Annotated in this window: 21 protein-coding genes and 1 rRNA gene; 3 read left to right on the top strand and 19 right to left on the bottom strand. The window is 50.0% G+C overall.

Annotated features, from left to right (window positions below):
- A 16S ribosomal RNA gene (locus C3B52_RS31970) occupies positions 1-311 on the bottom strand; the annotation flags it as partial.
- A 249-nt stretch (positions 312-560) separates the two neighbouring features.
- Entirely contained in the window at positions 561-1,436 is an 876-nt protein-coding gene (locus tag C3B52_RS31965) for a nucleotidyltransferase-like protein (RefSeq protein ID WP_103110383.1), read from the bottom strand.
- 118 nt (positions 1,437-1,554) lie between these two features.
- Between C3B52_RS31965 and C3B52_RS31960 the strand changes: the two genes are divergently transcribed.
- Positions 1,555-1,929: a YgzB family protein gene (locus C3B52_RS31960; RefSeq protein WP_103110382.1), complete on the top strand. Its 375-nt coding sequence runs from the start codon at positions 1,555-1,557 to the stop codon at positions 1,927-1,929.
- A gap of 97 nt (positions 1,930-2,026) precedes the next feature.
- Here the strand turns inward: C3B52_RS31960 and C3B52_RS31955 are convergent, their stop codons facing one another.
- The 3 genes from C3B52_RS31955 to nth form a co-directional block, all read right to left on the bottom strand.
- The gene (locus C3B52_RS31955; RefSeq protein ID WP_103110381.1) at positions 2,027-3,787 is read right to left on the bottom strand and encodes a glycosyl hydrolase family 18 protein; all 1,761 of its coding nucleotides are present in this window, start codon (positions 3,785-3,787) and stop codon (positions 2,027-2,029) included.
- Between the two features lie 229 nt (positions 3,788-4,016).
- Complete coding sequence (gene perR, locus C3B52_RS31950) at positions 4,017-4,451, bottom strand: peroxide-responsive transcriptional repressor PerR (RefSeq protein WP_049736954.1); 435 nt, start codon at positions 4,449-4,451, stop codon at positions 4,017-4,019.
- Between the two features lie 146 nt (positions 4,452-4,597).
- Entirely contained in the window at positions 4,598-5,287 is a 690-nt protein-coding gene (nth, locus tag C3B52_RS31945) for an endonuclease III (RefSeq protein ID WP_103110380.1), read from the bottom strand.
- 131 nt (positions 5,288-5,418) lie between these two features.
- Here nth and C3B52_RS31940 point away from each other — a divergent pair, with 131 nt between their 5' ends.
- Complete coding sequence (locus C3B52_RS31940) at positions 5,419-6,321, top strand: complex I NDUFA9 subunit family protein (RefSeq protein WP_103110379.1); 903 nt, start codon at positions 5,419-5,421, stop codon at positions 6,319-6,321.
- Here C3B52_RS31940 and C3B52_RS31935 read toward each other — a convergent pair.
- The 5 genes from C3B52_RS31935 to bcp all read right to left on the bottom strand — a co-directional run bounded on the left by C3B52_RS31935 (position 6,318) and on the right by bcp (position 9,603).
- Complete coding sequence (locus C3B52_RS31935; protein ID WP_103110378.1) at positions 6,318-6,602, bottom strand: hypothetical protein; 285 nt, start codon at positions 6,600-6,602, stop codon at positions 6,318-6,320. The genes C3B52_RS31940 and C3B52_RS31935 overlap by 4 nt on opposite strands.
- 72 nt (positions 6,603-6,674) lie before the next feature.
- Positions 6,675-7,226 (bottom strand): cob(I)yrinic acid a,c-diamide adenosyltransferase, encoded by a 552-nt coding sequence (locus tag C3B52_RS31930; protein WP_103110377.1) that lies wholly within the window; start codon positions 7,224-7,226, stop codon positions 6,675-6,677.
- 45 nt (positions 7,227-7,271) lie between these two features.
- The gene (locus C3B52_RS31925) at positions 7,272-8,033 is read right to left on the bottom strand and encodes a class I SAM-dependent methyltransferase (protein ID WP_103110376.1); all 762 of its coding nucleotides are present in this window, start codon (positions 8,031-8,033) and stop codon (positions 7,272-7,274) included.
- A 9-nt stretch (positions 8,034-8,042) separates the two neighbouring features.
- Positions 8,043-9,095 (bottom strand): M42 family metallopeptidase, encoded by a 1,053-nt coding sequence (locus C3B52_RS31920; protein ID WP_103110375.1) that lies wholly within the window; start codon positions 9,093-9,095, stop codon positions 8,043-8,045.
- Between the two features lie 37 nt (positions 9,096-9,132).
- Positions 9,133-9,603 (bottom strand): thioredoxin-dependent thiol peroxidase, encoded by a 471-nt coding sequence (gene bcp / locus C3B52_RS31915; protein ID WP_103110374.1) that lies wholly within the window; start codon positions 9,601-9,603, stop codon positions 9,133-9,135.
- 243 nt (positions 9,604-9,846) lie between these two features.
- Here bcp and C3B52_RS31910 point away from each other — a divergent pair, with 243 nt between their 5' ends.
- Entirely contained in the window at positions 9,847-10,464 is a 618-nt protein-coding gene (locus C3B52_RS31910; RefSeq protein ID WP_103110373.1) for a winged helix-turn-helix domain-containing protein, read from the top strand.
- Between the two features lie 118 nt (positions 10,465-10,582).
- Here C3B52_RS31910 and proS read toward each other — a convergent pair whose 3' ends face one another.
- The 9 genes from proS to C3B52_RS31865 all read right to left on the bottom strand — a co-directional run bounded on the left by proS (position 10,583) and on the right by C3B52_RS31865 (position 21,331).
- Entirely contained in the window at positions 10,583-12,049 is a 1,467-nt protein-coding gene (proS, locus tag C3B52_RS31905) for a proline--tRNA ligase (RefSeq protein ID WP_103110372.1), read from the bottom strand.
- 388 nt (positions 12,050-12,437) lie between these two features.
- The gene (locus C3B52_RS31900; RefSeq protein ID WP_103110371.1) at positions 12,438-13,409 is read right to left on the bottom strand and encodes an acetylxylan esterase; all 972 of its coding nucleotides are present in this window, start codon (positions 13,407-13,409) and stop codon (positions 12,438-12,440) included.
- A 30-nt stretch (positions 13,410-13,439) separates the two neighbouring features.
- On the bottom strand, positions 13,440-14,171 hold the full coding sequence (locus C3B52_RS31895; RefSeq protein WP_103110370.1) for an SDR family NAD(P)-dependent oxidoreductase: 732 nt from the start codon (positions 14,169-14,171) through the stop codon (positions 13,440-13,442).
- Between the two features lie 19 nt (positions 14,172-14,190).
- Entirely contained in the window at positions 14,191-15,294 is a 1,104-nt protein-coding gene (locus tag C3B52_RS31890) for a M42 family metallopeptidase (RefSeq protein ID WP_103110369.1), read from the bottom strand.
- A gap of 77 nt (positions 15,295-15,371) precedes the next feature.
- Entirely contained in the window at positions 15,372-16,193 is an 822-nt protein-coding gene (locus C3B52_RS31885) for a BtpA/SgcQ family protein (protein WP_103110368.1), read from the bottom strand.
- A gap of 12 nt (positions 16,194-16,205) precedes the next feature.
- Positions 16,206-17,732, bottom strand: coding sequence for an FGGY-family carbohydrate kinase (locus C3B52_RS31880; RefSeq protein ID WP_103110367.1), 1,527 nt, complete (start codon positions 17,730-17,732; stop codon positions 16,206-16,208).
- A gap of 27 nt (positions 17,733-17,759) precedes the next feature.
- Positions 17,760-18,770: a Gfo/Idh/MocA family protein gene (locus tag C3B52_RS31875; protein WP_103110366.1), complete on the bottom strand. Its 1,011-nt coding sequence runs from the start codon at positions 18,768-18,770 to the stop codon at positions 17,760-17,762.
- A 42-nt stretch (positions 18,771-18,812) separates the two neighbouring features.
- Positions 18,813-19,982, bottom strand: a complete 1,170-nt coding sequence (locus tag C3B52_RS31870; RefSeq protein ID WP_164685010.1) for an ABC transporter substrate-binding protein — start codon at positions 19,980-19,982, stop codon at positions 18,813-18,815.
- A 35-nt stretch (positions 19,983-20,017) separates the two neighbouring features.
- Positions 20,018-21,331 (bottom strand): ArgE/DapE family deacylase, encoded by a 1,314-nt coding sequence (locus C3B52_RS31865; RefSeq protein ID WP_103110364.1) that lies wholly within the window; start codon positions 21,329-21,331, stop codon positions 20,018-20,020.
- Positions 21,332-21,338 lie beyond the last annotated feature (7 nt).

Below are 21,338 nucleotides of genomic sequence, written 5' to 3'. Positions count from 1 at the left end.
AGTGTGGCCGGTCACCCTCTCAGGTCGGCTACGCATCGTCGCCTTGGTAGGCCGTTACCCCACCAACTAGCTAATGCGCCGCAGGCCCATCTCCCAGTGATAGCCGAAGCCATCTTTTCTTTTCGGATCATGCGATCCAAAAACCTATCCGGTATTAGCATAAGTTTCCCTATGTTATCCCAGTCTGAGAGGCAGGTTGCCTACGTGTTACTCACCCGTCCGCCGCTAGCCTCCGAAGAGACTCGCTCGACTTGCATGTATTAGGCACGCCGCCAGCGTTCGTCCTGAGCCAGGATCAAACTCTCCAATAAAGTTTGTTACTGGTTCAAAGCTGGCAAATCATTTAATGATAGACTCATTAACGCTTTCGCTGTTCAGTTTTCAAAGAGCATTTCGTGCTACTCCGTCGCCCAGAGACGACTTTTTTAATTTACCACATCTCTACTCAGAAAATCAAGTGGTTTTTTTATTTCTTCGCTGCCATTTTTTCGTTTGTGCAGCAGCGACGTTTGTTAATATAGCATGGATCAAAACAAGAAGTCAACAGTATTTAAAAAATTTTACCCCAACAATATAAAACAAATTTCTTCATCCCCATTTGGACGGTCTGAACAAGCTACTTCTTGGATCAAGGACCGTTGCACCATTTTATCTACAATCAACGGAACCTCAATCTCAGCGTCCTGAATGAGCGGGTGGTTCATCAGCTCTTGCAAGCTCCACGGACCGCTCCTTTTCTCCATCACTTCTATCAGAAATCTGACCGAATTCTTCATATGAGAAATAATCCAGAATTCCATGGCGAGCAATAGAAGCTCAATCCGCTTCTCCAGCGCCTCGGCATTAAAAGATAGCTCCTCATACAGCTTATATACAGAGTAATCCAACTGCTTAACCTGCGACCAGATCGCAGCCTGCGGGTTTTCTCCGGCTTCATACACGATGAGTCGTGCCCACGAATCGAGCGATTGAATAGAAGAATGATAGGCATCCAAAGCCATACCTTGCTGGAGCCGTTCTTTTGTCTCATGGAAAAAGCGAAGCAAACGTGAATACTCACGGCAAATGTTTTTCTTTTGGAGAAATTCAGGCAGACGGCTAAGCCTTTGCTTCATATGTTTCATGTAACCCTCTTTGTCCCATAAAATCTCCGCTTTGGCCAGCATCATTGCAAGCCGCTCATCTAAACCGTTTACTGCTCCCTTTTCCAACTGCCATCTGCTGATTTGTTGTTCGACAATTACTTGCTTTTTTATCCGCATGCGTCTAATTGAAGTATCTACATGCGAATGATTGACAACAACTATATAGAAGGTTCCCTCACGGAATGGGACAAGCATATCCGATTCAGGCAAAATCAGCACCGCTTGTACATCCATACGCTTTCGGAGCAATTCAAGATAGGTTTGCTGATTGTCATCTGGCCTTCTATTCATGCCTTATTTCCTCCCTGCCCCTGGGTTGAACTTATGGATTCTACACGCCTTGCCCGTTTCCTGCTTGTCAACAGACAAATCCTTTTGTGTGATATACTGTAGGATAGGAGGAATGATGATGAAAAATACTGAGCGCCTGAGCAAGATCAAACGCATGCGAACTTGGGGCAACTGGAGCATGGTAATCGGCATTTTGCTGATGTATACAGGTTACGCTTTCTTTGCAGGATATCTGGACTTTATTCCTTTTCTCGGCAGCCTGTTAAAAGGGTCTTACATCTTTATGACCTTGCTACTCATTATCGGCTTCATCCTGACCATGGGAAGCACAGTCATGTTCATGATTTCCGGGATGGTTTCCACATCGGCTCCACAGGTACAATGCCCTTCTTGCCAAAAGGTAACGAAGATGCTCGGAAAAGAGGATGCCTGTATGTTTTGCGGACAACCATTGCGCCTTGAGGACGGACAGCCTCAACAAAACCAGACATAATATGTACCTTTATCAATTGCCATTCATACGTAAAAAGCCACCTGCGCACTCCCTTCACCAGGGCGAGCAGGTGGCTTTCTTCTATTTATCCAACTTTCTACGAGGATTTTTGAGTCGATTTTTCTGACGTCAAGCCTTCCTCAATGGCTTGCCAGATTTCAGGAACTTCAAAGCCTCGGCGCCAAGACGCTACTCCAGCCAAGTCATACTTGTTCACGATATCAATACGCTTTTGCATGGAGCTTACGTCCTCAAGCCACATTTTATAGACATTCCCATCCTTCGGGTCTTTATATTCTACATAGTTTTGGCCTGATGCCTCATCCAGTTTTGGAGTCAGCTTGCGTTCCTTGATCCATTCTTGCGCCCTCGTCATGGACAATGCTTTTGAGCTGACCTTGATCTTTCCATCAGCCTGCTTTGCCTCTGTCCACAACCGTGTATAGAACGGCACACCGAGGAGCAGCTTTTCATGCGGTACTTCTTCCAGTACACCTTGCAGGCCGCTTTCCACCCACGGCAGTGAAGCGACAGAGCCTGCTTTTGGACTCGCTGCCCAATGCTCGTCATACGTCATGACCGCCATGTAGTCGACCACCTGAGCAAGCGCCCTGCGATCGAGGAACATCGACCACGTTTTGGCGTTTGACTTGATCGTTACATCAATAGATACGGTCAGCCCTTGTTGGTGCAAATAAGGAGTCATTTCCCGAACGAACTGAACCAGCTTCTCCTTTTCCTCCAGGTACACGTTTTCGAAGTCAATATTGATGCCGTCAAGATCGTACATGTGAGCATAGTGAATAATTTGGGCGATTACTTTATCCCGTTTGTCAAAACTGCTCAGCACCGATTTTGTCCAATCGGGATTAAATCCGTTGGTAACCAGGCCCCATACCTTGTAGCCTCTTTGGTGTGCCCATTTCACGTAGGCGGGGTCAGCTTTATTGAGGAGTGTTCCTTCTGCGTCCTTCATTTCAAACCAGGTAGGCGATACGACATTCACACCAGGCATGGGACCAATTGCTGCAATGTTCGGATTTCGATTTACAACGTGCTCCCATGTCAAATTTATCTTTTTCCCATCAGGCTTCCAAACGGTATACGGCTGGGAATCTTGCGGGTGGTCAAGAGCGACTTTTCGAACATTCGTGAATTCAACACTCTTTACCGGCAAAAAGCCCGCGATTCCGGAAGCTGTCAAAACATGATAGTAATCTTCTTCTTTTCCGAGTATATCGACATTTTCCCCTGCTCCTACCTCAGCGACGATCGGCGTTCGATGCGAAGCACCTACCCGAACCTTTTGCTTCTCTTCATCTGTGATCACACTTGCCTGCTGAATCTCGTAGCCTTCCTTTTCCACGATCAAGACTTCTGTGTCTTCTTTTCGCTCAAACGAGTAGGCATACAGCTTTTCCAAAGGATCTAGCGGGACATAGCGAGTTCCGTTGACTTCCTTGACAGGAACCTGCAGATTCACTGGCTGCTTGTTGAGATGGGCTACAACTTCGCCGCTTTCCATGCGCAGCACCTTGTCCTTTGTCGTTACGATGACTGATTTGGTAGGCTCATCCCAAAAAATAGCTGGATCAATTTGTTCCTTCAAAAACTCAAATGGCAAAAGAATCTGGTCCGATTCCAGCAAGTAGGATGCTTTGGTCCTCGAGCCTTCATATACGATCACATTATGGTCTCCATCGTACGGCTGTACATGCTCCGTTGACGCCCGCAACACAAAAAACCAGTAAATCCCGCCAAAAACAGCGACGAGCAAGAAAATGAGCAAAAAGAAAAGCCGCGCCGCCCGTCTCCTTCTTCGCCTTGGACGAGGAGCCATCCCTACTGCTAAGCTCATGGACGCGACCTCCCCTCAAAGAAATAATTCCGATCAGATTTAGCGTTCAATAAATTCACAACCTTTTACATTCTGGCAAAACTCAAATAAGCCTCAATGCTTATAGAAACCTATACCTAGAAGAAAGACGTGTGAAAAGCCAAAACGTTACACATACCGACACAAAAACACCTCCCGCAGCAACTGGGTATCCGGTTGTTGCAGAAGGTGTTTTCTCGAAAAGCATTACTTAGTGGGGATTCTTTTGACAGGACTCACAGATGCCGTATACTTCCATGCGATGACCCGTCACGCGAAAGCCGATATCTTTTGCAGCCGATTCCTCCGCATCCCGCAAATAAGGGAAATGGAAATCTCGAATCGCACCACAGCTTGAGCAGATCGCGTGATAATGATCTTCTTCAACATTGGCATCAAATCGACTGGACGCATCCCCGTAGGTGAGCTCCGTAACCAATCCTGCATCTTTAAAAACCCGCAGATTATTATAGATCGTAGCAACACTCATATTGGGGAATTTGCCTTCGAGAGCTTTGTATATTTCGTCAGCCGTCGGGTGAGTCATCGTCTCCAGCAAATACGTTAAAATTGCATGGCGCTGAGGTGTCATCCGAACCCCGGTATTCTTGAGGATTTCAACAGCCTTTTCTACACGCTGTGCCATATTGTTACACCCCACAGTCCTTCGCAAGACAAAAGAATAGTTCACTTCTTTGTCATTGATTAGAATTACTTTAAATAAGTGTACGTCTAGTCAGCGAAAACTGTCAATATGCATTACACGTAATTTGAAGATGAAGAAGGTGGAAATCAGGATTTCGCCTTGGCTGTTTTCTTAGCAGCAGGCTTCGCTTTTTGCTTTTTCGCCTCAGCAGCAGCAAATTTACACATGGATTGCAGCGTGCATTGTCCGCACTGTGGATTGCGTGCTGAGCATACCCGTCGCCCGTGCCAGATCAACCAATGATGGGCATCGGACCATTTTTCTCGCGGAATCCGTTTCATTAACTGTCGCTCAACTTCATCGACATTATCACTCTTGGCAAGGCCCAGGCGATTGCCTACGCGAAATACATGTGTATCGACTGCAATAGCCGGAACCCCGAATGCATTGGATAACACGACATTGGCTGTTTTTCGACCAACACCAGGCAACGCTTCAAGCTCAGCATGTGTTTGCGGAACTTCACCATTGTACTTTTCGTACAAGATTCTACAGGTCTCCAAGATGTTCTTGCTCTTATTCTTATACAATCCGAGCCCTTTTATATGCTCTTCCATTTCTTCCTGTGTCAAATGAAGATAATGCTCAGGCTGGTTCAATTGCTTGAACATCGGCTCGGTTATCTCATTCACCCGTTTATCCGTGCACTGTGCCGAAAGAATCGTGGCGATCAATAGCTCAAACGGGGTCGTATAGTTTAATTCACAATGCGCGTCTGGATACAGCTCATGCAGCTCATCCAAAATTTCCGCGACGGGTACTTTGCGTTGTGCCATAGATATGTCCCCCTTTTCCCTACATTATACCGATCTACGTCAACTCGGCAATTAGCTGGAGGTTCGCTTGGCATGGCGGACGTTGCATGAGGTACAATAAGCTTGGAAGAATTTTACGGGAGGGGATTCAAATGAAAGTATTCCTGACTGGTGCCAGTGGATTTGTGGGAAAAGGCATGGTGGCTCGGCTGCAAGCAAGTGGATACCATACTGTTTGCTTGACGAGACCTGCTTCTTCTGGAAAGCTCGGTTTAGACAAAAATAGCCCGCTCATCACGGAAGCGAGTGGTGATCTGCTTGATCCACATTCACTTGCTCAGGCGATGGAGGGCTGTGATGCTGTTATTCATCTGGTCGGAATCATTCGCGAGCAGCCGGGAAAAGGCATTACGTTTCAACGAATTCATGTAGAGGGCACCCGAAACGTTCTCGAAGCAGCCAAAAAGGCAGGGGTTAGCCGTTTTATCCATATGAGCGCCCTCGGGTCCCGCGAAAATGCAACCAGTGCCTACCATCGTACTAAATACGAAGCAGAGCGACTCGTACAAGCCAGCGGAATACCGCATGTCATTTTCCGCCCGTCCGTGATTTTTGGCCCAGGGGATGAATTCGTGAACATGCTGGCTGATCTGGTACGCTTGCCCGTCACACCTGTTATCGGAAACGGGACTTATCCCTTGCAGCCTGTTGCCCGTGAAACGGTAGCAGATGTTTTCGTCCAGGCACTGACCCTGCCTGCTTCCACTAATCAAATTTTTGAAACGGGTGGACCTGCTCCTCTCACGTATGGACAAATTCTGGATGCGATCGGGGAGGCGGTTGGTAAAAAGACCGTTCGCAAGCTACATATTCCACTCGGACTCATGAAGCCCGTAGTAAACGTCATGGAAGGCTTCTCCTTTTTTCCGATCACGAATACGCAGCTGACCATGCTGCTTGAAGGAAATGCCTGCAATGACGGAAATCTACTGTATGAAACATTCCCTACGACAAAGATTTCTTTTCAAGAAGGAATTGCTACCTACTTGCACTAGGCTCTCTTTTGGCGAAACCGTTGTGTGATGGACATAAATGCCAAGCTGATCAGCATACCGAGCGCAAGCGTCAACGGGAGGCTTTGCCACCATGCAAACGAAGAATCGTTTATTTGACCAAACGCTACCTCGTTTTGCAGGTATTCCACGGAATCATAGGCAAAGACTACGTCCGGGACATACAGCCAGGTGAGCAACACACCGCTGACGACAGGCAAAACCAAATAATACAGGACGTTAAGCAATGCAGAATATACAAATGCGAGAGCGAGCTTTTTCACTTTTTACCCCTTTCCTTCCTGCTCATTTGAGAAAAAGCCCCTGCGATAAAAACAGGGGCTCTTCGCTAATGCTTAGGATTCGTGCAATGTTTTTTCTACAGCATCCAACTGCTTGTTGACGTGACGCGCGACCACGAACAAGTAATCAGATAAGCGGTTGAGGTATTTGATAACTGTCTTGTTTACCTGCTCCTGTGCCGCTACGTGAACGGCTTTTCGCTCCGCTCTTCTGACTACTGTCCGAGCCACATGAAAAGCAGCAGCCGCAGGATGACCGCCAGGCAAAATAAAATTGGTCAACTGAGGCAAACTGGCATCCAGCAGATCAATCTGTTCTTCGAGGAACGTAACGTCCTCCTCCCCAAGCGGCCAGCCAACTTTTTTGCCTTCTGGCGTAGCCAGCTCTGCTCCTACATGGAAAAGCTTTGTTTGTATGAGATGAAAGACTTCATTTAGCTCCTTCCACTCGTCGGTTTGTGGCAACAGCGATAATGCGAGGCCGATTTGCGAATTCGCTTCATCACACGTACCATATGCCTCTACACGATCTGCGAACTTCGGTACACGAACACCTGCAACAAGTGACGTTTCGCCTTTGTCTCCTGACTTCGTGTAAATCTTCATCCATATACCCCTCCATCATTTCGGGATTCCTGTGGAAAGCGACAGCTACAAAGCTTCTGCGACGATGATCAATTCGGAGCTGCTGGCATCAAACACCGTCTTGGCAAACGAACCATAACGCTGTGTGACCTTGAAGCCGTTCAGCCGCAGCAGATGATGCAGCTCTGCAGGAAAAATGTAGCGCAAATTAAAACGTCCTGTCACTCGCTCGGTCACGAGCCCTTGTGCATTTGTGCGTTCGTAGGTCCGGGTCACTTCCGACAGTTGTTGAAAGTGGTCATAGCGTGTATAATCCCACATCGCTACTTCCTCTCCCGAAGGCAGTCTGAAGGTTCCTCGCAGCGACATTTTCTCATTCTCTTCATAAAAATGATTAATCTTAGGCACAAACACGTTCATCACGAATTTGCCGCCCGGTGCCAAATGCTTTCGTATACATGTCAGGGCCTTCATCTGCTCGGAAATGTGCAGCAGATGGAGAAAAGAGCGGAACGGAATGATAATGAGTGAAAAAGTTTCACCCAAATCAAAGCTGCGCATATCTCCTTGCAGCAGCTTCAAGCCTGTCGCAACTCCTTGCTCCTTTGCTTTTGCCTCTGCTCTGGCAAGCATTTCTGTAGAGAGGTCGAGGCCCGTAGTCTCGATTCCTTCCTGTGCCAGCGGAATAGTGATTCGTCCGGTTCCACAGCCGAGCTCAAGCACCTTGCCACCCGCCTTGCGTGCCTGCTCCATGTAAAAATCGACGTCACCGGTTACGCCTCGCTGCGTCAAATCGTAATAATCAGCCCATTGATACATATTGCTCATACGGTCCTCCTATGCTTGCAGTTCGGTTGATTGGAGGTACGCCATTACAAGCTTCGCTGTATTGTCGAGTGCTTCTGTGTGCGTCCGTTCGTGGGAATGAGAAGCGTCTACACCCGGCCCGATCAAGCCATGAACGATGTCATAGCCAGCTCGAAGCGCCGCACTCGCATCTGATCCGTAAAATGGATAGATATCTACCTGATAATTCAACCCATTTGCTTCCGCCAGCTTAGTCAAATGTGTACGCAATCCATAGTGGTAAGGTCCCGAGGAATCCTTGGCACAAATGGAAACGCAGTATTCGTCTGTCGTCTGCCCATCACCAATCGCTCCCATGTCGACTGCCAAATACTCAATGACGTTTGCCGGAATGCTGGAATTGCCGCCGTAGCCGATTTCTTCATTATTGCTGATAAAGAAATACGTTGTGTAAGGCAGCTTCTCGCCTGTTTCACGCAATGATTTCAGCACGCCCAATAAAATCGCTACACTCGCTTTGTCATCGATGTGGCGAGATTTGATAAATCCGCTTTCCGTTACCGTCACACGCGGATCAAATGAAACAAAGTCGCCAACAGAAATGCCCAGCGCCTGTACCTCCTGCTTGCTAGTCACTTTTTCATCCAGACGCACTTCCATATTTGCATCTGTCCGTTCGGCTTTTCCTGCTTCCCGTCCGTACACATGCACGGAAGCCTTCGTAGACAGGATAGTGCCTGTCACCAAGCGACCGCTGGCAGTTTCAATTACGCAGTGCTCACCCTCTACTGCATTGAATTCAAATCCACCGATCAAGGTCAGCTTCAGTCGACCGTTGCCTTTGATTTCCTTGACCATGGCACCCAATGTATCGACGTGCGCCGTAAGCAAACGTGCTTTTTCTTCATTTGCGCCCGGTACAGTTGCAATAATTGCTCCTTTGTTCGTGCGTTTGAATTTGGCACCAAGCACTTCCAGCTCCTGTGCGACCCACGCCATAACTTTTGCAGTGTTGCCCGATGGACTTGCGATATTGGCTAATTGGCAAAAGGATTCGACTACATACTGTGTTGACACACTCATCTTCCGTTCCTCCATTCGCAGCTGCGACCATAGATTTTTATTTTTGCAACTCTTCTTGTATGAATTGGAGCACTTCCTGTACGTGTCCCTTTACCTTGACTTTCGACCATACCTTTGCAATATTGCCTTCTTTATCGATAACAAACGTAGAGCGCTCGACTCCCATATACTCCCGTCCGTACATTTTTTTCAGCACCCATACCCCGTACGCCTCAGCCACTTCATGATCAGGGTCTGCCAAAAGCGTAAATGGCAGCTCATGCTTGGCTATGAACTTGTCATGCGACTTCACCGTATCTGGGCTAATCCCCAGCACAACTGTATCCAGCCCGGAAAACTTAGGGTGGAAATCACGAAAATCGCATGCTTCCGTCGTACAACCCGGTGTCATATCCTTAGGATAAAAATAAAGCACAACATTTTTTCCGTGAAACTGGGAAAGTGAGATCGTCTGATTGTCGCTTGCCTGCAATGTAAATGGAGGAGCGGCTTGTCCGATCGCGGTCATGCTATCCCTTCTTTCTACTTTTGTCCTGGAATTTACTTGTCCCATTTTACCACAAGCTGACAGTCACTTCATCTGTATACACGTTGCGCTTTCGAACAGAAAACGCTAGAATTAATTAAGAAAAATTAAGAACAGGTTGTTCTACGTCTCGGAACGTTTAAGCTATGAAGCACTCACACTGTGAAGTACTTAAATATTCCTACACAAAAAATTTGGCCAAGTCAGTTGGATGGTGAGAAATGCATGAAAGAGTTTTTTGAAGTAACGGACCCGGAAGCCTTAAAATCCCTTGCTATAGCCGAACGTGTTAAAATTTTGGAACTTTTTGAGGATCTGGAGCCAAGGACAGCCAAACAAATCGCTACAGAATTGGGCGAAAACGCCGCTCGTCTTCACTACCATGTGAAAGAGCTCGTGCGCGTTGGTTTGTTGGAACAGGTAGATACTCGTGTAAAAGGTTCCATTGTTGAGAAATACTACGAGCCGGTTGCCAAGGTGATTCAGGTAAAGCTTCAACTCATGATTGAAGAAAATGCACAGCAATTGAGCGACGTGATGTTTACTCCATTCCGTACGACGGAAAAGGATCTCATGCGCACGCTCAACCGTTTTGTTGCCAGTGATCGGGATGTTCGTAAAGAGTACAAGCATACCTTCGCGTTCAATTTGACTGAATTTTATTTAAGTCAAGAAGAGCGCAATCAATTGGTTGACGAAATTAGTGAACTGCTTCACAAGTACAAAGGCTTTAAAAATGAAGATGGACGTCGCAAATTCAAGTTTTTCGATGTTCTTTTTCCATTGACTCCTGCAGATCCGACAGATGATCCAGAAGAACCGTTTGACGATTCAGATGAATAATCAAGACAGCTGAGAAAACCATCTATGATGATGGTTTTCTTTCGCAGCCTTGAATGCAAAAGGGTGCATCCTGCCGATTCTTTCGCCAGACGCACCCTTTTCGCCTATCTTTTTTGAATTAATAAGCTCGACCAAACCAGACAGTATCCTGTGCTTCTTTTCCACAACAAATGCAGGTCTTTTTCATAACTGGTGGCTCAAACGGAATGTTGCGCGAAGTAAATTTGGTTTCTTCCTTCACTTTGGACTCGCATTGATCATCCCCGCACCAGCCTGCCAGCACCCAGCCACTCGTCGTATTTTCACTCTCGCTCTTGGCAATGTGAGCTGACAATTGCTCCAACGTATCGATGCCCAGATGAGAGTTCTGCTCGCGAAACTCCAGCGCTTTTTGGAACATGTTTTGCTGAATCTCTTCCAGTAGTGCGGCCACTGTCTGCGCGATTCCCTCCAAGGATACCGTTACTTTCTCTCCCGTATCACGGCGGGCAAGAATGACCTGCCCGTTGTCTACATCACGTGGTCCAAGCTCCAGACGCAAAGGCACTCCACGCATTTCCCACTCGTTAAATTTCCAGCCTGGCGTCTCTTCGCGCAGATCGGCACGAACACGCACGCCTGCCGCTTTGATTTCGTCAAAGAGTGGATCGAACGCCTCCATCACCTTTTCGCGCAGCTTCATCGGGCCAACCGGAATCATAATGACTTGAGTAGGCGCCATGCGCGGTGGCAAAGCCAGACCACGATCATCCCCGTGTACCATAATCATCGAGCCAATCAGACGCGTCGACGTTCCCCATGAGGTAGTGTGAACGTATTTGAATTGGTTGTCCCGATCCAGGAACTTGATTTCAAAGCCGCGTGCAAATTTATCGCCCAAATAGTGTGAGGTCCCTGCCTGCACGGCTTTTCCATCCTTCATCATCGCTTCGATGGAATACGTATCTACCGCTCCAGCGAAGCGTTCACTTGGCGTTTTTTGCCCCTTCCAAACCGGAATCGCCAGCTCCTGCTCGACGACCTCTCGGTAAATCTCCAGCATTTGCATCGTTTCCTGACGTGCTTCCTCTTCCGTAGCGTGTGCCGTATGACCTTCCTGCCAAAGGAACTCAGATGTACGGAGGAAAGGCATCGTGCGTTTTTCCCAGCGAAACACATTCGCCCACTGATTGATGAGCACTGGCAGGTCTCGGTAGCTTTGTATCCACTGGCTGTACATATGACCGATAATCGTTTCCGAGGTAGGACGCAGCGCCAGCTTTTCCTCCAGCGGCTCTCCGCCTGCTTCCGTCACCCAAGGCAGCTCTGGGTTGAAGCCCTCGATATGCTCTTTTTCTTTCTGGAAAAAGGACTCTGGAATGAGCATCGGGAAATAGGCATTTCGGTGGCCCGTCTCCTTGAAGCGCTTGTTCATCGCCTCTTGGATTCTCTCCCATAGCTCAAATCCGTCCGGCTTGAAAACGATACAGCCACGCACTGGCGTATAATCCATCAAATCAGCTTTCTTGATCGCGTCGATGTACCAGCGAGAGAAGTCTTCTGCTTGTGGGGTAATTTCTTTTACAAACGCTTTTTCCTCTTTCATCGTCTACGCTCCTTCTCGGAATTATTGATTGATTTTCTTTTTGAAATGCAAAAAATCCCCCATCCCAAAAAAGGGACGGAGGATCAAACATCCGCGGTACCACCCTGATTGATTGAAGCGACTAGCGCTCAATCCGCTCATAAGTCCCGATAACGGCGGGCATCCGGCACGGCTCTTCGCCAGCGGCTTGAGGATGGGGTGCAGGTATGCCTGTGTATCAGCCTTCCAGACTAGGGCTGACTCTCTGTGACCAGGGGATAGCTGCGGGTCCTTTCATTGCCTTTGTGTGTTCGCAAGCTTTCTTTAACACAGTATGTTAACAAGTTCAGCTGCTCTTGTCAATTTGTGGCATGCGTCACTCACGAGCAAAGAAATGAATGGGTTTTGCCTACCGTCCCTGATGAGTCAAATGCTCACGCAGGTATTTCAGCTTTTCCCAATGAAAGGCAGCATTCGGTTCGTGGCCGAAATAACGGTAGACGCGGATCTGCTTTTCCGCTGTTTGCAAATGATTGTAGGTGGCAAACACTGTGGATGGAGGCGTGATCTCATCGATCAAACCAATCGAGACCAGCACCGGACATGTAACCAGAGGAGCCAAGTTCATTACGTCATAGTAAGAGAGCGTATCCATTGCTTTATCCTCGATCCCGGGTGCACTGTTGCGGCGAAAAAACTCGTTGAGCTCCAGATATGGTCCGGCAAGAGCCATATCGATTGATCGCCGGAAATGGCTCAAATACGGGTATTCCGCCACTACGATGCGCGGAATGGCGGAAAGGGCTGCAGCGACCAGACTCAGGGCTCCTCCCTGGCTTCCCCCTGAGACCCCGATGCGGGAAGCATCCACTTCTTCGCGCTCTGCCAGCACGTCGAGAGCTCGCAGCGCGTCCATGTATACCCCGCGATAATAATACGTCTCTTTGGATAATATGCCCTTGGTCATCCAGCCAGCCGAGTTTCCATGTGGGGCGACACTATTGTCCTCGCTCAACTGCTGGCCGCGCACCAGCATCCCAAATGTGGAATAGCCGTGCAAAGCCCAGTTGACCACGTCATGAATTTGTCCGTCATGGCTCCAATTGTAGCCGTGGTACATAACCAGCCCCGGATGCTGTCCCGCCCGGTCAGGCACCGCGTAGTACCCGCGAATTCGAGCATGCCCAAAACCAGCAAAGCTTAGCTCGTACAGCCGTACCCCACCTGTCGGATACTCCATGGCTGTGAGCTGCGGATCGCTCGGCACCTGTGCCAGCAGCTGCTTGCTTTCCTCCCAAAAGGCGAGAAAGTCGTCACGCCTGGTCAGCGCTGGTCTGTACTCCCGCAATTGGTCCAAAGGCATATCATACGGCTGTCCCATCTGTTTTCCTCCCCATTTCAGCAGCAACGATCAGTACATGATCATGCCGCCCGTCACATTTATCGCCTGTCCGGTCATATAGCGGGCAGCAGGCGAGCTCAGGAAATAAAATACTTCCGCTACTTCCTCGGGAGAACCGAGACGACCCAGCGGCGATTTTTCCCGCCAGGCATCCAATGATTCGGCAGAAAGCGTTTTGGCCATTTCAGTCAGAATGATTCCCGGACAGACGCTGTTGACGTGAATGTTATGGGGACCGAGCGCCATCGCCATCGTCTTGGTCAATTCGATGACAGCTGCCTTGCTCGCGCAGTAAGCGGACTCGTCCGCTCCTCCCCATTTTCCGCCCATCGAGGCCATATTCAAAATACAGCCGCGCTCCCTTTCGACCATGCGCCGGACGATGGGCTGCGATACCAGGTAAATGGACTTGACGTTTACGTTGAAAATCAGATCAAAATCTTCTTCTGTCGTCTCCAGAAACCCTTTTCTTCGCTGTACCCCGGCATTGTTCACCAGCACATCCACAAAGCCGTATTCCGCAAAAACGCGTTCCATCACATCGTCAACCGCAGCTTTGTCCGTTACGTCGCAAGCAAAATAGCTGCCGCCTGTGGTCACCTCCGCCGCTTCCTGGCTCGGCTCTTTTGCCATATCCAGGATGATGATACGGTCCCCCGCCTGCCGAAATCTGCGTGCGATCGCCATGCCGATCCCTCTGTTCGCACCCGTAATCAAAGCAACGCGTCCCTCTTCGCTCATCCAAGCCCCTCCCTCCCGTTTAGCCCCTCTTCAAATCCACTCCAGCATGAAATGCGGGAACCAGCTTTTCCAGCAATTTGATCAGTGCGGTCAAGTCATTGAGATCAACCACTTCTACAGGCGCATGTGTATAGCGGGTAGGAAAAGCGAGGTCGATCATCGGAATTCCGGCGTTCTCCAACTGGCTGAACGACGCATCTGTCAGTCCGCCCATGAATGTCGAGTATTGGAGAGACACATCCTCTGCATCTGCCACTTTCTTTACGAAGCTGACGAGCTTCGGATTAGGAATCAGCCCCCCGAGCGTTCCTCGGCCATGGAAGCTGTACAGATTCAGGCACGGCCCTTCTCCCAGGCGGATATCGGCGCTTCCCTTCAAATCAGGCGTATCGGCGGCTACGACCAGGTCCAATGTGATCGAAACATCGGGATTAACCGCCCTTACCGCCGGAATCACTCCGCGCAAATTAAACTCCTCCTGAACAGAAAAGACAATGATCACTTCGCATGGAAGCGACTTACCAGCGAGCCGGTCGATCAGCTCGAGCAAAATCAGGCATCCTGCTCTGTTATCAATCGCATTGCTGAAGGCAAGGGATTGGCGGCGGAAAAATTGCCTGGCGTAGACTACTGGCATTCCGACAAATACACCAGCTTCCAGCGCTTCACTCTTGCTGCGAAAGCCAAAATCAAGATAGGCTTCATTCACCTGAGGCAGCTTGAATTTCTCCTCCGGCTTCGTCAGATGATGTGATTTCGTACCGATGATGCCCATTATTCTTCCTTCTGGAGTCTCTGCGATCACGCTTTGTCCCAGCATGCTTTTCTCCGGAATGCCTCCCAGGCGCTCTACGCGGATAAATCCGTCCTCTTCGATTTTTTTGATGATGAATCCAACTTCATCCATATGCGCAAAGACCATCACCTTAAAGGGGTTCGGCTCATCTACTTTGTTGACCTGAACAATGACATTCCCGAGATTGTCCACGCTGACCTCATGCAAGTCTTTCGGCAATTCGCTTTGCACCTTGCGAATCATCGCATCCTCGTATCCGGCTGGAGATACGACCTGTGTCAATCCTTGCAGCCGCTGGGCTATGTGCGTCAAATAGTCTGTTGTCATCTGTCACCGCTCCCACTTTTGAAAATCGAACACAGAGCGAAAACGGCAATACTACCGCTTTCCCTCTGCGTCGTTTCTTACGAATACACAATCTGGCTTCTGAACGCTTTTACTTTATCCATAAAGGATTTAACCCGCTCCGGATCGACGTGATTTTCAAATTTTCCGTCATGCTTGAACGTCGTTCCCACCACTGCCCCATCCGCAATCGATAGCTGCTGCTCCAGATTCTCCATCCTCATCCCGGTATTGGCCAAGACGACCGTGTCAGGAACTGTATCCTTGACACGCTTCAGGATGGCGGAGTCTGTCTCCGCTCCCGCTGTCAAACCCGAAACGCACAAAGCATCCGGCCGATTGTTGAAGACCGTCGACTTGGCGATGCTCTCGATCTCGCGGTCAGCCATGTATGTTGCCGCTTCCGGCACAATGTTGAACAGCAGCTTGACATCCTTGGCACCGATGCGATGCTGGTGGCGGATCGTCTCGCCGACATTTGTATTCCACATGCCGAAATCACTAGCATATACACCTGTAAAAATTTCCCTGACGAATTTGGCACCTGTCGCGGCAGCCAGATCGAGCGATTTTTTGGCATCCCACAGGACGTTCACACCGAACGGAATCTGGATATCCGACATCAGCTCCCCGATAATCCTGGCCATAGCGGCGACTGTCTCCGTTTTGACATCTGTCAGGTACGGCAGACTGAATTCATTGGAAAACAACACGGCGTCTACGCCGCCGGACTGCAACGCGAGGAAATCCTTGCGAGCCATTTCAATGACATACTCCATCCCTTTTTCCTGATCAAAATAAGGATCACCCGGCAACGGTAAAAAGTGGCACATGGCAATAATGGCTTTCTCTGTCCCGATCACTTCTTTTAACCAAGTCATCTTTTGACCCTCCTAGTCCTTTGATATGGATGACAACGCATCCATACTGCCTTTGGTCTGTTCGTAAATCTCACGGTATAAGCGATAGTACTTTTCATAGATTTCCGCGTCTTTGGACTGCGGCAGGATCACTTCGGTATATTCCACCCACGATTCAATCTCTTCCAGCCTGTCATACCAGCCCAGTCCAAGTGCTGCCAGAAAAGCATCTCCGTATGCCGCTCCATAGGTCACTTTGGGGATGTACTGCCCCTCAGAGCAAATGCTGCTGACTGCCTGCAGCCAGAGCCGGTTTTTCGTACCGCCTCCGATCGCCACCAGCTTGCGCGGCGGATATCCCGCAAGTCTCATCTCTTCGATGTTGTGGCGGATTGAATAGCCGATTCCTTCCAGAATCGCCCGGTACAAATCTCCGGTCGTATGCTTCAGGGTCAGGCCAAACCACGTGCCGCGGGCTTGCAGATGGTGAATCGGTGTGCGCTCGCCGCTGAAATAAGGCAGCATGATCAGTCCGTTTGCTCCTGGTTTGCTTTGTTCAGCTAAACGCGTCAAGCGGGTATATCCTTCATCCCTGGACTCTCCCGGCTGGAGCCATTGATCGACGAACCATCTGGTAATGGAGCCCGCGGTAGAGGTCCCACCCGTGAGCGTATGAAGATTCGGTACTGCGTGTACAGAGGGCCAGAATTTTTCGGTTTGGGTCTGCTCCGCAATCACCTGGATGAAAAATGTCGAGCTACCGTACATGATCATCATGTCGCCCTCGTTTACCGCACCCACGCTGATTGATTCCGACATTGCGTCCGCAGTCCCGGCGATCACCTTGGTTCCCGCTGACAGTCCTGTCGCTTCAGCGGCCTCTGGCGTCACGCAGCCGACTATTTCGTGACTCCACACAATTCGCGGCAGCTTTTCCCGCTCGGTAACATAGGCGCAGCGCTCATCATCCCAGTCGAGCTTTTGCAAGTTAAACAAAGGTGAGAAGGCGCATGCCGTGTAGGCATCGATTACGCGTTCTTTGGTCAGCTTATACACCAGATAGCCATTGCCAGAGAGGAAGCAGGCGGTTTGGTCGTACACGCTGGGCTCCTGGTTGCGAATCCAGAGGATTTTGGCTCCGGCGGATTGCGAGGACAAATAGTGGCCCCCTTTTCGCAATATCTCGGCCGGGCCGATTTTTTGGTTCAGCTCATCTATCTCTTTGCTTGCCCGCGTGTCGATCCCGTAGAGAATCGCTTTGCGCAGCGCGTTGCCGTTATGATCAATCGGTACCACAGCAGGGCCAATTGTGCTGATTCCGACAGCTTCGATCAGAGAAGCGTGAAATCCGGCGCTCTTTTGTCCCTCGGCAATCAACGCTTTGGACAAGGTTTTCACTGCGTGCCACCACGTCTTTTCAGCGTCATGTTCTGCCCAGCCGTGCTGCGGAATCTCCAGGGAGTGGGGTAAAGACTGGTAAGCGACCCTGCGACCTTCCCTGTCGACCAGAACGCCTTTGGACTCATAGGTTCCAATATCAATTCCCATTACATAAGACATCTTGACCACCTGCCGTATCCACAAGGTTTAACTGGTAAGCGAGAGAATTTTACCTGTATCGGCTGACTCGCGAATGGCTGCGATGGCCTTGATCACTTCCAGGTTCTCATGATGCGGCACGCGCGCTGGCTGTTCTCCCGCTTCCACACAAGACAAAAAGTATTGAAGCTGTCTCGCGTAAGGATCATGCTGCTCAAGCTTGCGGATGACGGGCTCTTGGTTTTGCTGATAGAAACGCAGCTCGGAGGTGGAAGCATCCCGTTCCCCGATGTTGTAGCCCGCCCTGTAGGTAAACTCTACGGTCCCTTTTGTCCCGGCCGCTTTGAAGAACATAGTGAATGGATACCCGTCGGACATCGTAAACGCCGCTTCGGCAACCGCCTTTTCGCCGCTCTTGAAGGAAATCGAGGACATGGCGTGATTCCAGCATCCGGTATGGTCTTTATTGGCGAGACAATATACGGAATCGATCTCGCCGAACAGATCGCGCAGGAAGTCGACATCATGGACATGCATGTCGCAGATCGCTCCGGCTCCTTTTTCCGGGTTCAACAGCCATTCATTTCCCCAGTCCGGCAACGTGGAGCACCTGCTGGCAAAAGCCATGTGAACCTGCCCCAGCTCGCCGCTTTCGTAAAGCTCCTTGATCTCTGTGTATCCGCTCCAAAAGCGGACAACCTGCCCGACCATAAAGATGATCCCGGCGTCCTTCACTTGCTCCAGCATGCGCTCTGTGGCCTCTACCGTCATTTCGACCGGCTTTTCGCACAGCACATGCTTGCCGTATCGGGCACACAATTCCACATACTTGCCATGCAAAAAGGTTGGCAAAGCAATGATCACTACCTCCACGTCTGCCTGCCTCAGCATCTCCTCGGCATCCTGGAAGTAGACGCAGCCGTATTCCTCGGCAAAGCGCTGCCCGACCTCTTCGCGAATATCGGCCACCGCTGTTAACACCGCGCCATTTTGCGCACGAATCGATTCTGCATGACTTCTGGAAATCAATCCGGCTCCTAAAATTCCGATCTTGTGCATCTTCGTTCTCCCCTCCCTGTAAGCGTTAAAGGCGAGACGGGCTTACTGGTACTTGTCTTTTACCTTGAACACGTAATTTTTCGCATCGGCCTCTACCTTGGACTTATCCCAGGTCGTATCGACAAAGTCATTGGTCACTACCTGATCCAGCGGAATTTCTTTTTGGATGATGCCAGTTTTCACAGCCCAATCCATGTTGAGCTTCCATTTGTCCATATCCGCGATGCCGATGCCTCCATCCACGATTTTCTTCTGGTCAGCTTCATTTAGCCCGAAGCCTTGATACACGCGGCCCATCATCGCACCGACAGCCCCGTCCCAAGGAATTTTGATCGATGGGAATTGTTCCAACGTCAGATCGGCTGCCGCTTCAGGGTTCATTTTCACAAAGTACATTCCTTTTGCCAGCGCGCGTACGAATTTGCGCACCATTTCCGGATCTTCGGTGAGGTACGCGGCATTGGTTACGAGCGGATTCGAGGTATACGGAAGAATCTCGTTGCCATCGATATACTCGAAATCAAATCCCTGGCCTTTCAATTGCGAATACTCCGCCACCCATGTGAACAAGATGTCCAGCTTGCCTTCCTGCACCATCTGGAATCGATTCTCCCCTGCAACCACATACTCGACATCCTTTTCCGGATCAAGCCCGGCAGCAATCAGCGTCGGATTAATGATATTGGCCCAAGCCGCATCCCCGAGTGCCACCTTTTTGCCTTTCATGTCTTGCCAGGTTTTGATCCCGCTGTCTGATCGGACAGCCATGCCAAAAATATTGATGGAGTCGTTTTGGAACACGGCTTTGAGCGGCAATCCGTTTTCAATTCCCATAAACAGGAAATTCGGGGAAGGCAAAGCAAACTGTGCATTTTTGAGTGCTACCATTTTCGTATCTGTCGTACCAAAGGACTGTTCGATCTTCACGTCCAAGCCTTCTTCGGCAAAATAGCCCATCTTGATCGCGGACCAAATATGCGCATCATCCAACACTTCGACCGTGCGCGGGACAACGACCGTCACCTTCTGCAAATTGCCAGCAGCAGGAGCAGCGGTATTGGTCCCCGGCGCCGTGCCAGTGCCTTGGCCCCCAGACGTGTTTCCTCCCGAAGAATTACTTCCCCCTGGCTGCGTGCTGTTTTGCGCACATCCAGCAAGCACTGCCACTAACCAAAGCACAGCGATCAACAGCGTGATTTGCACCTTTCTCATCTTTGGAACCCTCCTTGGATCATTTATGTCTTGAATCATTGACACCAATCCATTATCATGCTGGCGTATACTTTGGCCGCCGCCACAAGGCTGTCTACCGTGATGTACTCGTTCTCTCCGTGAACTGACCAGCTCAGCGAACCCGGCCCGAACACAACAGCAGGTACGCCGTGTTTGTTCAAATAGGCAGCATCGCAAACGGCTCGGAAGCCTGACAAGACGGCTTTGCATCCCTCCACGTCCGTGATCGCCCCCAGCATCGTGCGCACACCTGCATGATCCGCGGGAACATGAAAGCCTTGCCATTCCTGCAGCACAGGCACGGTCAGCCTCGGAGGATGTTTGCGCAGAAAATCATCCGTCGAGGCGAGCGCTTCTACGCCCCTTCTGATCTCCTCCCACAGGTCCTCTTTTTTCACCAACTGATCCGGGTACCAGACACCGTAAGTGAGCTTTACTTTGGCAGGGACAGAGCCGAGGTATTCGCCGCCCTCGATAAACGAAGGGTTGATCGTAAACAAGCCTACTCCCTGCACATCGTGTCCGGGACTGCCGCCAGCACCCAGTACCGCATCCCGCCAGCGATGATTCCACTGTTCCTCCAGGGAATAAAAGTAGTTCACGAACAGGAGCGATTTCTTCAGTGCGTCTGCTCCTACTGTGGGTCCGCTCGGAACGCCTGCCGGCTGTGGAAACAAGACCTGGTTTCTGGCTGAAATATGTACGGCCTTGCCTTCGACGATCAGTTCAAAGAAAAACAGTCCGACAGAGGCGGTATGCAGCTCCAGATCGGTAGGCTCGCAAACGACTGCAAAATCTGCGGTATAGCCTCGCTTCAGACACTGTACAGTCCCGATTTCCTCTGCCTCGTTCGACTCTTCGCCCGTGACGGCTTGCAGCAGAACATCGCCGCGCAAGGGAATCCCGCACGCCTTGAGCGCTTTCATCGCCCAGATTGCGGCAGAAACACCGCCTTTCATATCGCTCGTGCCGCGCCCGTAGATTTTGTTCCCCTGTTGGAGTGGCTCGAATGGATCACTGCGCCATTTATGCGGCTCCGCGATGGGAACGACATCCATATGACCGTTGAACAGCAGACTTTTTCCGCCACCCGTCCCCTTCATCAACGCCACAACATTGGGCCGGACCTGCTCCGCGTCTGCAGCGAATTGCTCTACTTCTGCAAAATCAAGAGAGCGCAGACTGTCAGCCAGCCAGTCCTGAACGGTTTTCTCATCGCCACCAAACGTGTGGTTGATTGAGGGAATGCTTACGAGCGATTTCATGTATTCGACAAGCTCATTCGTATGATTATCCAAATATTCAAACACCTTTTGTTTGCTGTTCACGTGCTAC

It is taken from the genome of Brevibacillus reuszeri (assembly GCF_002897295.1).
GTDB classification, from domain to species: Bacteria; Bacillota; Bacilli; order Brevibacillales; family Brevibacillaceae; genus Brevibacillus; species Brevibacillus reuszeri_A.
Note: the sequence above shows the minus strand (reverse complement) of the source record. Positions and strands in the feature narration are given on the sequence as shown.

Excerpts from the sequence above, each read along its gene's own strand:
- C3B52_RS31965 (WP_103110383.1), bottom strand. The coding sequence starts at position 1,436 with ATGAATAGAAGGCCAGATGACAATCAGCAAACCTATCTTGAATTGCTC.
- C3B52_RS31960 (WP_103110382.1), top strand. The coding sequence starts at position 1,555 with ATGAAAAATACTGAGCGCCTGAGCAAGATCAAACGCATGCGAACTTGG.
- C3B52_RS31955 (WP_103110381.1), bottom strand. The coding sequence starts at position 3,787 with ATGAGCTTAGCAGTAGGGATGGCTCCTCGTCCAAGGCGAAGAAGGAGA.
- perR (WP_049736954.1), bottom strand. The coding sequence starts at position 4,451 with ATGGCACAGCGTGTAGAAAAGGCTGTTGAAATCCTCAAGAATACCGGG.
- nth (WP_103110380.1), bottom strand. The coding sequence starts at position 5,287 with ATGGCACAACGCAAAGTACCCGTCGCGGAAATTTTGGATGAGCTGCAT.
- C3B52_RS31940 (WP_103110379.1), top strand. The coding sequence starts at position 5,419 with ATGAAAGTATTCCTGACTGGTGCCAGTGGATTTGTGGGAAAAGGCATG.
- C3B52_RS31930 (WP_103110377.1), bottom strand. The coding sequence starts at position 7,226 with ATGAAGATTTACACGAAGTCAGGAGACAAAGGCGAAACGTCACTTGTT.
- C3B52_RS31925 (WP_103110376.1), bottom strand. The coding sequence starts at position 8,033 with ATGAGCAATATGTATCAATGGGCTGATTATTACGATTTGACGCAGCGA.
- C3B52_RS31920 (WP_103110375.1), bottom strand. The coding sequence starts at position 9,095 with ATGAGTGTGTCAACACAGTATGTAGTCGAATCCTTTTGCCAATTAGCC.
- bcp (WP_103110374.1), bottom strand. The coding sequence starts at position 9,603 with ATGACCGCGATCGGACAAGCCGCTCCTCCATTTACATTGCAGGCAAGC.
- C3B52_RS31910 (WP_103110373.1), top strand. The coding sequence starts at position 9,847 with ATGAAAGAGTTTTTTGAAGTAACGGACCCGGAAGCCTTAAAATCCCTT.
- proS (WP_103110372.1), bottom strand. The coding sequence starts at position 12,049 with ATGAAAGAGGAAAAAGCGTTTGTAAAAGAAATTACCCCACAAGCAGAA.
- C3B52_RS31900 (WP_103110371.1), bottom strand. The coding sequence starts at position 13,409 with ATGGGACAGCCGTATGATATGCCTTTGGACCAATTGCGGGAGTACAGA.
- C3B52_RS31895 (WP_103110370.1), bottom strand. The coding sequence starts at position 14,171 with ATGAGCGAAGAGGGACGCGTTGCTTTGATTACGGGTGCGAACAGAGGG.
- C3B52_RS31890 (WP_103110369.1), bottom strand. The coding sequence starts at position 15,294 with ATGACAACAGACTATTTGACGCACATAGCCCAGCGGCTGCAAGGATTG.
- C3B52_RS31885 (WP_103110368.1), bottom strand. The coding sequence starts at position 16,193 with ATGACTTGGTTAAAAGAAGTGATCGGGACAGAGAAAGCCATTATTGCC.
- C3B52_RS31880 (WP_103110367.1), bottom strand. The coding sequence starts at position 17,732 with ATGTCTTATGTAATGGGAATTGATATTGGAACCTATGAGTCCAAAGGC.
- C3B52_RS31875 (WP_103110366.1), bottom strand. The coding sequence starts at position 18,770 with ATGCACAAGATCGGAATTTTAGGAGCCGGATTGATTTCCAGAAGTCAT.
- C3B52_RS31870 (WP_164685010.1), bottom strand. The coding sequence starts at position 19,982 with ATGAGAAAGGTGCAAATCACGCTGTTGATCGCTGTGCTTTGGTTAGTG.